Source organism: Aquimarina sp. MMG016, assembly GCF_018100805.1.
In the GTDB taxonomy this organism is placed as follows: domain Bacteria; phylum Bacteroidota; class Bacteroidia; order Flavobacteriales; family Flavobacteriaceae; genus Aquimarina.
The window spans coordinates 110,202-123,767 of record NZ_JAGJEA010000010.1; the positions used below are offsets into that span (position 1 = coordinate 110,202).

Consider the following 13,566-nt stretch of genomic DNA (forward strand, 5'->3'; position numbering starts at 1 on the left):
ACAAATAATGCTTGATGATACGATCACACCTAATTTTTATTTTCTTCTCTCTGGTTATTTTAAGCTGTAAAAAAAACTACAACCATAATAACCTGGGGCAAAACACAAGTGTTGAAGATTTTCAAAACGTAAAAAAAGAACATCAAATCAGAGAAGTTATAAAGGCTGAGATCACCCCATCATTAGATGGAAATATGAATGATCCTGCATGGCAACAAGCGACTTGGTATCCAATGGACCAGAGATGGATCGGAGAGTATCCCAAGTTTAATGACTTTTTTGGAAGATATAAAATCACCTGGACTCCAGAAGCTCTTTATGTCTTAGTAGAAATAAAGGATGATGTTTTATATGATCAATATGACGATCCTTTAAAACTTTGGTGGGATGATGATTGTGTTGAAATATTTATAGATGCAGATAATTCCGGAGGAAATCACCAATATAATAATAACGCTTTTGCATATCACATAGCTTTAGATGGAAATGTGGTGGATTTGGCTAGTGATAAAAAGCCTGTTCTTTATAACAGTCATGTTGCCACAAAAAGAGTTACTAAAAACGATATTTCTGTTTGGGAATTCGAAATCATAATCTATGATAAAACTTATGAAGAAGGAAAAACAAATGACGCAGTCATTCTTAAAAAGGGTCATAAACTAGGCTTCGCTATTGCATATAATGATAATGATGGTAGTAAAGAAAGGGAAAATTTTATGGGTTCAGTTTTTATTCCCGGAGAAGAAAAAAATCTAGGTTGGATCAATGCAGATGTGTTCGGTACCATTATTCTATCAGAATAATATTTTAATTCTTAACAAATCAATTGTCTAAAATAATATGTATATTTCCATAAACCCCAGATACTCCTGAAACCAAAATTCTATATACTCCCGGTAATTATTGTCTCGCAATTCCTTTGTACTTCCTTATGGTTTGCTGGTAATGCAATTATCGATGATCTGGCAACACAGTTTTCTGTAAAGTTTAATCTTTTAGGATATCTACTATCTTTTGTACAATTCGGTTTTATTGTTGGCACATTGACATTTGCACTATTAACTATCTCTGATCGGTTTTCTCCATCACGGATATTTATGATTTGTGCATTTCTTGGAGCATTGTCAAACCTATCACTATTAATCCCCAATATTGCAATATTTAATTTACTAACAGCCAGATTTGGTACTGGTTTTTTTCTTGCTGGAATTTATCCAGTGGGTATGAAAATTGCATCTGATTATTATAAAGATGGATTAGGAAAAGCTTTAGGTTTCCTGGTTGGAGCTCTAGTACTAGGAACAGCAATTCCTCATTTAATAAAAGAACTTTCCTGGAGTAGCGATTATCGAATGGTAATCATATTTACATCAGCATTAGCCAGTATTGGAGGATTAGTCATGTGGCTATTAGTTCCTGATGGCCCATACAGAAAACCAGTATCCAGACTACAACTAGGAGTAATTACACAACTTTTTAGTATTATAGGGTTTAGAAAAGCTGCTTTTGGATATTTTGGACATATGTGGGAACTATATGCGTTTTGGGGGTTCGTACCGATAATCCTTAAGACCTATGCAGATCTTCAATCTATCGAATTACAAGTTTCATTCTGGTCCTTTATTATTATTGGTATTGGTACTATTTCCTGTATACTTGGTGGGTATATCTCTGTTAAAGTAGGTAGTAGAAAAGTAGCCAGAAACTCATTATTTATTTCAGGTTTATTTTGTCTTAGCTCTCCTCTACTCTTTCAACTTCCTCCACAAATATTCATTGTATGCTTATGCCTCTGGGGAATGCTCGTCATCTCAGACTCCCCACAATTCTCTACTATGGTTGCCGCAGCAGCTCCACCAGAGCTAAGGGGCACAGGACTAACTATAGTCAATTGTATTGGATTTGCGATTACCATAATCAGCATACAATTATTATCTTTTCTTTTAGATTATCTAGACCCTACATTATTATATTTATTTCTAGGAATTGGCCCTATAATGGGAATTATCTTATTAAGAAGAAACACCTAATTTCTTTTCTAACAAGAGGTATATCATTAGCTATACAATAATAAATGAACAATACCTTCCCGCTTCATTTTTAACAATTGTTTAATAATCAACCTATTAGAAAGGCAGGGAGAAATCTTACGAATAACTTCGTTAAAAGGCATATAGCTTCGATTTATGAAGTTAAAAAAAGCTTAATAAAACAATTTTATTGTGAACAAAACCAAAAAAAACAAGTAGAACAGGCCAAAAACATGAATTTTAACTACCAAAATCAAAAATTAGTTAAAAATACTTCACCAATTAACAAAATATTAATATATATTTGCCATTGACAAAAAAAAAGGGAAAATCTTACACTATTAACTAATTCATTTACATAGTCTTTATATGTGAATAATTGATTTGGTGGACTTATATATTATAAGTTCATAGTGTACTCTATTCCTTAATTGATCACAACAAATATTTACTCTTTTATTAAAATGCTGAAATAACTAAAATGATTTATATGTAAAAAAAGTACAATTCTCTTAAACCTGCCCAGAACAAAGTTTAAATCGGGAAACACATTAGTATTCCACGATTTTAATTCAATCAAACAATTAGTCCAATTATTAAATCCTATCAAAATATGAAAAAAAATGGACAGGGTTATGTTAGATACATAATAACCCCGGAGTTTAATCTTCAAACTAAACTCAAAGTAATGCTGTTTTTGTTATCACTTACAGTGCTTAACGCAAATGCAGCTAATATCTCTAACGAGATCAACAATACTAAAATTGCTTTAATTAAAGATGCGTTACTTTCTTCTAAGACTGATATTGCATTAGAAATGTTGCAAGAAAAATTCGAACTTACTGGTACTGTAACCGATAAAACTGGTTTTCCTATACCCGGCGCAACTGTTTCTGTACAAGGCACCAATAATGGTGTCGTTACCGATTTTGATGGTAATTTTGCGATTACCGTATCCGTAAACGATGTTTTACAAGTCCAAAATTTAGGTTTTGAGACGGTAACTATAGAGATTAAGAATAAGAAAAGTTTAAATATTGAATTAAAAGAATCTGTAGAATCACTAGAAGAAGTAGTTATTACTGATGGATATAGAAAAAGTGACAGAAGGTTATTTGCCGGTGTTGCTACTGTACTTAACCTAGATGATGTAAAAATTGATGGAGTTTCTGATGCTTCTCGATTACTGGAGGGTAGAGACTCTGGAGTTGTTGTGGATAACTTATCTGGTTCTTTTGGAGCTTCTCCAAGAATTAGAATTAGGGGTAACACCTCTATTAATGGTAACAATAACCCGATTTGGGTAGTTGATGGAGTTATTCTAGAAGATAACGTAGAATTAGCTCAGGGTGATTTGGCATCTGGAGACATTAACTCATTAATCGGATCTTCTATTGCAGGTCTAAATCCAGATGACATTAAGTCCTTTTCTATACTTAAAGATGCTTCTGCAACTGCATTATATGGTGCACGTGCCAAAAATGGTGTTATTGTGATCACTACCAAATCAGGTAAAAAAGGAAGTATGAGAGTTAGTTACAACGGTAATTTCTCTTATAGACTTAGACCTAGATATGAAAACTTTAACGTACTAAACTCGCAGCAGGAATTATCCGTATATGCAGAGTTAGTGAATAAAGGATTAATTGACCTTACTACAGCACAACGAGCAGAATCTTATGGTGTTCTAGGACAATATTATAACTTAAGAGCTACTAATGATGTAGAAATCGGAGCTAATGGTCAATTAGCAGATAGCTTCTTTACAAGGTATCAGAGAGCTAATACAGATTGGTTTAAGGTATTATTCAATGATTTCTCTGTACAACAGAATCATTCTCTTAACATTTCTGGTGGTAGCGATAAATCTACCTATCTTTTCTCATTGAGTTACCTTAACGATCAGGGATTAACGATTGGAGATAATGCCAAAAGATATACTGCAAGATTAAAAAACTCATTTGATTTATCTGAGAAATTAAAGGTGTCAACCAACATTACAGCTAGTATTAGAGATCAAATAGCTCCAGGTACTAATGACAGAAGATTAGATCCTCTTACCGGTAATTTTGAGCGTGAATTCGACATCAACCCATATAGCTTCTCGTTAACGAATAGTAGAAGTGTTACTCCATATGATGAAAATGGACAATTAGAATTTTTTAGAAAAAACTATGCGCCATTTAATATCATCCACGAATTAGACAATAACCTGATCAATATCGATGTATCTGATATCACTTTTCAGACTGATATAGATTATAAAATAGCTAATAAACTAAAGTTTAATTCTACTTTTAACTATAGAAAGGCTATTACTCAAAGAGAACACGTTATTGGTGATAAATCTAACCAGGCGGAAGCTTTTAGAGCAGATGAAGGTGTATTAGCACAGGTAAATCCTTTCTTATACCAAGATCAGGACAATCCTACTAGACCTCCTTATTCTATTTTACCAGAAGGTGGTATCAATATCTATAATGAAGATATTTTGGATTATGTATATTGGAGAAATGCAATAACATGGGATCCACAGATTAATGACGATAATAAGTTTACTTTCTTATTAGGTCAGGAAATCAAATCTTCTACCAGAACTGCACGAGAGTATAACGGTATTGGTATCTCTTATGATAATGGATACTTAGTAAATACTGATCCCGATGCTATTGATCAGCTTACAGACCAAAATGATCAATATTTTGATATTTCCAACTTTAGAGATCGTTTCACTGGATTCTTCTTTAATGCCGGGTATAGCTTAAAAAACAAGTATACTTTAAACGGTACATTAAGATATGATGGATCTAACTTGCAAGGTAGTAGTAGTAAAGCAAGATATCTTACTAACTATAATATTAGTGGTGCATGGAATATTCATAACGAAGACTTTATGAGTATCGATGCTATTAATTTGTTAAAACTAAAAGCTACTTATGGTCTGTCCGGTGGTAGAGGTCCACTTACTAGTGCTTCTCTGGATCTACGAAGTAGAGTACCATTAAGACCTGATGATGTAGAAACAGTAATCAATATTAATTCATTAGAAAATGATGACTTAACCTTTGAGAAACTAAAGGAATTTAGTGTTGGTATGGAGTACTCTTTATTCAATAATCGTGTTGCTGGTGAACTTGGATACTATAAGCGTAACTCATTTGACCTGATCGGTACTATTAAGACTAGTGGTGTTGGTGGTCAAGCGTTTAAGACCGGTAACTATGCCGATATGAAAATCGACGGTTATGAATTCTCTATATCTACAGTAAATGTAAAGACTCGTAATTTTGAGTGGTCTACAGATCTTAATGTTGGATATAACACAGAAAAAATTACTGAGTTGAGATTTAATCCTCGTTTAGTAGACTTAGTACAGTCTCAGGGGTCTCCATTTACAGGACGTGAGATTTCTGCTTTATATTCTACCAGATTTGCAGGACTTAACGAATTTGGTATTCCTACTTTCTTTGATGCAAACAATAATATCGTAACTAATATTGACTTGCAGAGCAGAGAGGATATCGAACAAATCCTAAAATACGAAGGACCAACACAACCACGTGGTGCCGGTGGGTTTAGTAATACGTTTACTTACGGAAACCTAACTTTATCTGCTAACATCTCATTTAAGTTTGATTATAAGATCAGATTGAACAGTAATTTTAATTCATCTTATACTGACTTTAACTCACTACCGGGAGAGTTAATCAATAGATGGGCACTACCAGGAGATGAGAATATAACAAATATTCCTGCAATCCTGGATAGCAGAATTGCCCTGACCGAACTAGGTGGAGATAATGCTTACCAATTATACAACAATAGTGATCAAAGAGTAGCAGATGGTAGCTATGCCAGAATGAGATCTATTGCACTAGGATATAACATGCCAAGTAATTATGCTAAAAAACTTGGAATAGCTTCCGCTACCTTCCGTTTACAAGGAGAAAATTTATTTTTGTTATATTCAGATGATAAATTAAATGGACAAGATCCTGAATTCTTTAATGCAGGTGGTGCGGCGTTACCGGTTCCAAAATCAGTAACCTTTTCTCTTAATGTTGGATTTTAAAAAATTGAAAGATGAAAAACTATAAACTAAAAATATTTGCTCCACTCCTATCACTGGCTCTTGCTTTTACTGCCTGCGATAACTATCTGGATGAATCTCCGGATGACCGATTAGAACTAGACACTTTAGAGAAAGCTGCTAAGGTAGTAGCTGATTCTTACTCTCAAGCTAGTTATGCTTTTACAGATATCTATACTGATCTTGCAGGTCCTACAGGTAACCCTGATGGTAATGGTATCGTACAAACCGCTGGTGGTAACTTTATCCGTATCCAGGACCAACAAGTATATACCTGGGATGAAGTAGATGCCATATTTCAGGATACTCCAACATTTTTCTGGGATCAAAGTTATGAAGCTATTGCTCACGCCAATGAGGTACTAGCGGTTATAGATGATTTAGAAGGTGACAAGGATTTTAAGGATGCTATTATAGGAGAAGCATTACTATCCAGAGCATATAACCATTTTATGTTGGTAAATATGTTTGGATTACATTATGATGGTAATGCAGGGTCTAATCTTGGTATTCCTTATATATCATCTCCAGAAACAGAATTCTTACCATCGTACACCCGTAATACGGTACAAGAAGTATATGATTTGGTAGAAGCTGATTTATTAAAAGGCCTATCATTAATTGATGATCGTTTCTTTTCTGGTACCAAAAAATATCACTTTACCAGAAAAGCAGGTTTAGCATTTGCATCTAGGTTTTATCTATGGAAAAGAGATTATACCAACTGTAAAAAATACAGTGACCTGTTTCTTGATGGATCACCAAGTATTTATGTAAAGAATTATGACGATTTACAAGGATCGGGATATAATGACATTGCAGATAAGTATGGAGATCCTACTGATGAGAGCAATGTATTAGTAATGACTAAGATCAGTAACCATCAGCGTAGAGGAACTGGTTATAGACTTAACAATACAGATGTAAATAGATTATTTGCTAATCCGCTAGGTGCCAGAGACGAAAGAACCTCTACAGGAATCTGGAGAATTGGTACAGATGCCAGATACTTATCCAGACTTAGAGAATTTTTCTTTAGAGAAAATCTTTCTTCTAACTCAGGAACACCATATCATATTGGGGTAGAGCTTAAAGGAGAAGAAGTAGTATTAAACAGAGCCGAAGCTAATCTACAATTAGGAGATCAAGCTGCTGCCTTAGCAGACATCAATGTATTAGCCAGAGAGCGTTATAACGATGCAGAATTTACTGATCTTGCGGCGGTGGCAGCTTTTTATGGTGCACCGGATGAAGCTACAGGTTTATTAGCATTAATTCTGGATGAAAGGGCAAAAGAATTCTGGGACCACGGACTAAGATGGTTTGATATTAAGAGATATAATATCCCTGTAACCCACGTATTGCCAGTAAGCGAAGGTGGTGGAACACTGGAGTTAACTGCCAATGACCTAAGAAAAGCTGTACAAATTCCACAAGATGCACAATCCTTCGGAATATCACCAAATCCTAGATAAAAATAATATTATGAAAAAAGCAATCATATTAAAAAGTATTTTGTCTTTAGCACTTATTGGAGTTTTATTCTCTGGGTGTGAAAGAGAAGAGAGTATTAAAGCGACTCCAATTTTTGAACTAGAACCAGAGTCAACAGATCCATTAGATGTCTATCTTAAGGAGGAGTTTAGAGACCCTTATGGTAGTGTGATCATCTATAAGTTTGTAGATCGATACATTGCTGCCAACAGATTTGCAGTACCCCCAAGAAGAGAGGTTGTAAGACCTGTGGCAGAATTGATCAAACAAGCCTGGATTGAGCCTTATAACAAGGCTTCTGATCAGGGAGAAGCGTTTTTAAAGACCTATTTTCCTGGAGAAATTGTGATCCTGGGTTCTCCTCTATTTAATGGTGATGGGACTATTACATTAGGAATTGCAGATTCTGGAGTACGAGTAACATTAACTCAGGCTAATGATTATGCGCCGGGTAATACCGCTTGGATTGTACAAACGTTTAGAACCCTACACCACGAGTTTGCTCATATTGTGGATCAGAACTTTAACTTTGATGTAGAGGCGTTCTATAACATCTCTGGTGATGATTATACATCTCCGGGAACGTGGACACAAGAAAACCTTGGTAGTGCTATATCCAGAGGTATGGTTACTCCTTATGGTACTTCTGCAGTAGGTGAGGATTTTGCCGAACTTATTGCCTATATCATTACTACAGATCCTGCGGTATTCGAAGCTACGTATATTACTCCAGAGGATTGTACCGGTCAGGGACAAGATTGTCTGGATAGAAACAAAGGGCGTGAGCGTATCCAGGAAAAATATGATGTAGTGGTTAAGTATATGAAAGAAGATGTAGGAATTGATCTTTTAACGCTAAGAGATGAGTTTTTAAACAGTATTAACTAATAACGAATTACGATGTTAAAAAATATAAAAACATATATACTAGCTTTTCTTGCTATAGGCCTGGTAGCCTGTAGTAATGATGATGTAGAGCCGTTGTTTGATACGGATGTAGATACCCGTGTTAACACATTATTAGATGGATATAGAAAAACTTTAGTAGAGTCTGAGTTTGGATGGAAAACCAGATATCAACCAGAAGGCACAATTGGTGCATATAATATCTATTTAAAATTTAATGAAGATAATTCAGTAGAAATAACATCTGACTTGTTAGGAGGAATTAATGACTATGAAACTTCTTATAGAGTAGGTATTGCACAATTCCCAGAGCTAGTCTTTGAAAATTATTCTACATTTCATTTTTTATTTGAATCTAATGGATTTAGTCTTGGAGCTGAGTTTGAATTTATCTTCGAGGAAGTTACTGATGACACTATTACATTTAGAAGTAAAACGGACTCAGGAGATAAATCTACTATAGTATTTGAGAAGGCTACAAGTTCAGATAAGGAAGCCATCGAAAATATCCGAAATTTATACCCTCGCGTTGAGGACGGATTCAACACCCCTAGTTTTTTAAGAAATCTTGTGGTTTTAAATAGTAGTAATGAGATTACTTACAGTGCTACTTTTACTTTTTTAAATGATGAGTTCAGAAGAGGTAATATATCAGAATTTGATTCTACTACTGGGGAATTAAACTCTACAATTCATCCTCTAGCGGTTACCGAAGCTGGTTTTGATTTACTTGAACCACTTGTTGTAGATGGAAATGAGATATCTTCATTTACCTATGATGAAATTAATAATGTTTATACATCACAAGATGGTGGAGTCACTACAATTATTGGATATGATTTAGCGCCTATAACAACTGGTCTTGTTCCAGCTTTGTTTTCAGACGACGTAGATGGATTTGGGGTTGATTTTGGAAGGTATTTATATTTTGACAATTCTTCTGGAAATTTTCTAGCTCAAACTTCACAAGACTTTCTAAATCTTGGGAAAAGATCTGGTTTTAGAATTGTAGATATAATATTTGATGATGCTAGATTTCCTGGAAGCCCTACATCAATGGAATTTGTATTTAACGGAAGTTCAATATTTGCTATTTTCGATGTACAAAGAATTGAAGGAGAACGAATAATCTTCTCATATTTAGGAGCAACAGCAGATATTACTCCAATATTAAATACACTTATTCTAATCGTAGACGCTAATGGATGGTATGTACAAGGTACAGATGAAAGTAGATTTATTAATAATCCGTCATTTTCATTAACTAACGTAACATATCCTAATTACAGGTTTTCTGTTTACGGAATTTAAGTGAAAATCATAATATAATTTTAAAACCCATAAAATTAATTTTATGGGTTTTTTTGTTTAAAATCTTAATATGATTAAGTCAAGTGGTGGTGTTTTTCAAACTTTTTAAAAATCCGCTCCCTAAAACAAAACTAGATTTGAAAGCAAATAAACTATCAAATCTAGTTATCAAATCATCATAGTGGTCTTAATCCAGAAATCTTTTGATGATCACATCATATATAAAATAGCACATAAATACCAATACATAACTATATACCTTAAACAGTTCTTTATCTTTTTTATAGTATACAAAAAGCTGATAAATCACACTTCCTAATCCACAAATGGACATGATTAATAGTAAAATATTCATGAAATATCTAGTTAGACCCTAAGTCAAACCTACCTACAGATCCATTTCCAATAAGCCTATTCCCTAATGGTCCACCCCCATTTAATCCTATATCCTCCAATATACTACATCCGGTAATTGGTGAGAAAAATAGATTACGATTTATAAACATACCCCCTCCAATTGTTTGACTTTTAACTTTTATTTCACATATCCCATTAAACCCTTCATTAATTTCATAAATAGCATAACTACCATATTGTCTAAATTCATATTCTGAGTTAGACACATAATTGATATCACTTTTTAGAAGAATGTATGTTTTATCTAATGATGGTATACTAATGTTTATATAGTCATCCAAGTTTTGTGAACTATCTCCTATAGGAGATTCTGACCAATAATCCATACATTTACCAAAATAATAAATAGCTAATCCTACACCAACCCAACCCAGTAATCTACTGGCAATTACTCTAGCTGCACCTAGAATAGCTGATCTACTCACTACACCTGCAAATAATTGTGCTATTGTATTTATACCAAAAGCCTGCCCAGCACACACCCACGGATTTGGTCCTCCGGATTGCGCATGTAATTTATTTACTAACAAATCCTGAAAACTAAGTGATAATCCAACCGGAGCTTGATTATACTCCCTCTCTACTTCTGCAACTATAGTTCCTAAAATAGCTATACGAGGATCATTAGCGTCACCAAATATGGTAGCCAAATCAAACTCAGAAACACCATATAAGGCAAAAAGGTTTTTACTAGATACCATAACCGGTGCAAGTGCTTGCTGTACTGCTAGTTCTGATGATGAATCAGCCAATACATCTACCTGTTGTTGGGTTAGATCTCCTGATTTATTTTGAAACTTTTTAAAAGTATTACTATTTATGGTATTTGCCTTATTAAGATTTTTTTCCAGCTCATCATAGGCATCTTGTTTTTCTATATCCAATATAGTTTCATCATCAGATGATTGACAAGATTGTACTAGAAAGCTACCACTAAATAATATTACTTTAATTAAAAAAATAGCAAAATAGCCTTTCCCGAATTTTTTAAGATGTTTTTTCATGATTTTAAAATTTAATTTTTAGTTATTACTCTGTTTCTACTAGGTGATTTTTTGTTGATTATATAATATCACCTATACTATGGTACCTACTCTATTGTCAGGCTTTTCGGTTTCCGCCTTGTTTTATTATTATGTTTTGCTTGGTTATTCATCACGAGTAAAAAAATAGTGATGCCTCTTTTGGTATATGATCTTTTTGCATTCCTCAACCGTTGCTCCTTGTTGATACAAGTTTTCTATCCACTCTATAATCATCTGTTCATAGTGTTGTGTTCTGGCTACCGCTATAAAAAACTCCAGAAAGTCTATATGAAGCACTTGTAGCATCTGTAAGTAGAAAGCAAAATGTCTTTGATCTTCTTCTATATCTATTATCATTGTTACTACAGCTTTTAATTCATTTGATGATTAGCTTTTCTCCAAGTACCTAATCCACCCAAAAACTCCTCAACTCAAATACTCACATACCAACCCACTCCCCAACCAGAAACCTCATACGCTCACTAACTCAAATACTCATCCACTCACCTACTCACAAACTAGAAAACCACTTCATCAGTACCCCTGGGGTACTTCAGTTGTTAAAGCTTTAGGAAAATCTGTTAAAGATCCACGTACATTTGTCAGTTAGGGTACTTATGTTCTTATAGGCTGTGGTAATCTTGTCAGTGTACCTACTATAGTTTGCGAGTCGAGCTGGTATCATAGTCAGTTGATCCACTGGTTTTATATGTGATTCCAAGTTTTTTATACTTCCACATCAATTTGTTGTGTGTGGTATTGTCTTTTTTAATAATGATCTTGCCTTTTTATACATCGCTTTATCTTTTTTTGTTGTGTCATATTGCATAATCTATACGCACTGTCATCTTGAGCGTGAACCTCGACTACACTCGGTGTGACAGAAATTGTTCTTAACACACTACTTACTATAAATCCTATTACTTCTGTTTTGGATTCCGGATCCCTGCCTGCCAAATCGGTAGGTATGCCCGGGAGGACAAAAAATCCATATAAAAATGTATACCTATCACAATATACTTTGGTTTTATATTGCTTTTTTATCGTGCCTCCCAGTTAAGACCAAGGTTGCTGACCACTCACCTACTCACACACTCACATACTCACATACTCACATACTCACATACTCACATACTCACATACTCACCAACTAACTATCCCCATCCGTAGTACTCGTCGTTGTATTTATACTCTGGGTAAATCGGGTTTTGAGCAATTCATAAGCACTCTGTGCGCCTTCCATAGGCATTTTTCTTGCGGCATCTGCCAGACTGTATACGGATAATGCCACACGATATACCTCACTACCCGCCAGCATCTGTGTATCTTTCATCTGGCGTAGCAATCCCTCCAGTTCCAGGATGACCGGGTCTAATTGTTCGTATAATCGTAAGTCTTTTCGGGCTTCGTCTGCGGTTAATGCTTCTGGAATCCACTTGGGAGCGCCCTCCAGGATATGGATGCTATCTTCTGCGAAGATTTTATTGGCGCTATTGATCTTGGGTAAGTTTTTACGCTCTTTAGGCGTTAGGTTTTGTAGGAAATCAAAGGTTCCTTTTAGGGTAGCAACGCTATCCTTAATAGCGGTTACTTCTTCTGTGGTCAATACCTTGCTAATTCTATTGTTTTCTATCATGGTTTTTTTATTATGTATTATGTATTGTTATTGTTTATTATAATTTTTTATTGCTGTTGTTTATTCCTATCAATAGTATGTATTGTTCATTGTTAGCCTGTAAGAGGGTCCGAAAGTCTCCCTTGAGTCGCTGAGCTTGCCGAAGTGGAAGGGAGATTTAGAGGGATGTTTTTTACAGTAAGAGTTCTTTTCTGATCAATGTGTACAACCTACTAATCCACTCACATACTCACAAACTCCCATACTACAAAACTTGCCCACTCACTACTAATGAATCCACAGGGATATCCCGCGTAGGTATCGTATCTGGTGATAGTGGCAATATGAGTGGTAGAGATTGCGGAGTTGTAGGACGTAGTATATCCGGAGGATTGATTGCATCCGGGGTACAACTCCCCAGGAATATGGAGAGCATTAAAAAAATAATGGTTTTACTAATCATCGCTATTTTAAACATGAGATAAAGTGATTTAAAAAAAATGTTGAAATTTTTAGCACCAGAACGATGCTACTTGTTACTTAATCTATCGGGGCAAATATAGTGGGAGCAGATTCCTAAAAACAAGGGAATCTATCGTGGATTCTATGAAAACGCAGCCGCGATTCTATGAATCACGGATTAACCAAATAAACCACAAAACACTGAAAAACAAATAT

11 protein-coding genes are annotated in these 13,566 nt (G+C 34.7%); 6 read left to right on the plus strand and 5 right to left on the minus strand.

What is annotated here, in order from left to right:
• The first annotated feature begins 14 nt into the window (after positions 1-14).
• The 6 genes from J8M14_RS17245 to J8M14_RS17270 all read left to right on the plus strand — a co-directional run bounded on the left by J8M14_RS17245 (position 15) and on the right by J8M14_RS17270 (position 9,831).
• Complete coding sequence (locus J8M14_RS17245) at positions 15-803, plus strand: CBM9 family sugar-binding protein (RefSeq protein ID WP_211076060.1); 789 nt, start codon at positions 15-17, stop codon at positions 801-803.
• A 99-nt stretch (positions 804-902) separates the two neighbouring features.
• The gene (locus tag J8M14_RS17250) at positions 903-2,030 is read left to right on the plus strand and encodes an MFS transporter (RefSeq protein WP_348772857.1); all 1,128 of its coding nucleotides are present in this window, start codon (positions 903-905) and stop codon (positions 2,028-2,030) included.
• A gap of 613 nt (positions 2,031-2,643) precedes the next feature.
• Complete coding sequence (locus J8M14_RS17255) at positions 2,644-6,102, plus strand: SusC/RagA family TonB-linked outer membrane protein (RefSeq protein ID WP_211076061.1); 3,459 nt, start codon at positions 2,644-2,646, stop codon at positions 6,100-6,102.
• Between the two features lie 11 nt (positions 6,103-6,113).
• A complete protein-coding gene (locus J8M14_RS17260) occupies positions 6,114-7,595 on the plus strand; it encodes a RagB/SusD family nutrient uptake outer membrane protein (RefSeq protein ID WP_211076062.1) in 1,482 nt (493 codons plus the stop codon).
• A 10-nt stretch (positions 7,596-7,605) separates the two neighbouring features.
• Positions 7,606-8,502, plus strand: coding sequence for a substrate import-associated zinc metallohydrolase lipoprotein (locus J8M14_RS17265; protein WP_211076063.1), 897 nt, complete (start codon positions 7,606-7,608; stop codon positions 8,500-8,502).
• 12 nt (positions 8,503-8,514) lie between these two features.
• Positions 8,515-9,831 (plus strand): DUF4302 domain-containing protein, encoded by a 1,317-nt coding sequence (locus J8M14_RS17270; RefSeq protein ID WP_211076064.1) that lies wholly within the window; start codon positions 8,515-8,517, stop codon positions 9,829-9,831.
• 187 nt (positions 9,832-10,018) lie between these two features.
• Here the strand turns inward: J8M14_RS17270 and J8M14_RS17275 are convergent, their stop codons facing one another.
• The 5 genes from J8M14_RS17275 to J8M14_RS17295 form a co-directional block, all read right to left on the minus strand.
• A complete protein-coding gene (locus tag J8M14_RS17275; protein ID WP_211076065.1) occupies positions 10,019-10,186 on the minus strand; it encodes a hypothetical protein in 168 nt (55 codons plus the stop codon).
• A 7-nt stretch (positions 10,187-10,193) separates the two neighbouring features.
• On the minus strand, positions 10,194-11,252 hold the full coding sequence (locus J8M14_RS17280; protein WP_211076066.1) for a hypothetical protein: 1,059 nt from the start codon (positions 11,250-11,252) through the stop codon (positions 10,194-10,196).
• 144 nt (positions 11,253-11,396) lie between these two features.
• Positions 11,397-11,630 carry a hypothetical protein gene (locus J8M14_RS17285; protein ID WP_211076067.1) on the minus strand — a complete coding sequence of 78 codons (234 nt, stop codon included), beginning with the start codon at positions 11,628-11,630 and terminating at the stop codon, positions 11,397-11,399.
• Between the two features lie 793 nt (positions 11,631-12,423).
• Entirely contained in the window at positions 12,424-12,909 is a 486-nt protein-coding gene (locus J8M14_RS17290; protein WP_211076068.1) for a hypothetical protein, read from the minus strand.
• 244 nt (positions 12,910-13,153) lie between these two features.
• Positions 13,154-13,366: a hypothetical protein gene (locus J8M14_RS17295; protein WP_211076069.1), complete on the minus strand. Its 213-nt coding sequence runs from the start codon at positions 13,364-13,366 to the stop codon at positions 13,154-13,156.
• Positions 13,367-13,566: the final 200 nt, after the last annotated feature.

Excerpts from the sequence above, each read along its gene's own strand:
- J8M14_RS17245 (WP_211076060.1), top strand. The coding sequence starts at position 15 with ATGATACGATCACACCTAATTTTTATTTTCTTCTCTCTGGTTATTTTA.
- J8M14_RS17270 (WP_211076064.1), top strand. The coding sequence starts at position 8,515 with ATGTTAAAAAATATAAAAACATATATACTAGCTTTTCTTGCTATAGGC.
- J8M14_RS17275 (WP_211076065.1), bottom strand. The coding sequence starts at position 10,186 with ATGAATATTTTACTATTAATCATGTCCATTTGTGGATTAGGAAGTGTG.
- J8M14_RS17290 (WP_211076068.1), bottom strand. The coding sequence starts at position 12,909 with ATGATAGAAAACAATAGAATTAGCAAGGTATTGACCACAGAAGAAGTA.
- J8M14_RS17280 (WP_211076066.1), bottom strand. The coding sequence starts at position 11,252 with ATGAAAAAACATCTTAAAAAATTCGGGAAAGGCTATTTTGCTATTTTT.
- J8M14_RS17260 (WP_211076062.1), top strand. The coding sequence starts at position 6,114 with ATGAAAAACTATAAACTAAAAATATTTGCTCCACTCCTATCACTGGCT.
- J8M14_RS17285 (WP_211076067.1), bottom strand. The coding sequence starts at position 11,630 with ATGATAATAGATATAGAAGAAGATCAAAGACATTTTGCTTTCTACTTA.
- J8M14_RS17265 (WP_211076063.1), top strand. The coding sequence starts at position 7,606 with ATGAAAAAAGCAATCATATTAAAAAGTATTTTGTCTTTAGCACTTATT.
- J8M14_RS17295 (WP_211076069.1), bottom strand. The coding sequence starts at position 13,366 with ATGTTTAAAATAGCGATGATTAGTAAAACCATTATTTTTTTAATGCTC.
- J8M14_RS17255 (WP_211076061.1), top strand. The coding sequence starts at position 2,644 with ATGAAAAAAAATGGACAGGGTTATGTTAGATACATAATAACCCCGGAG.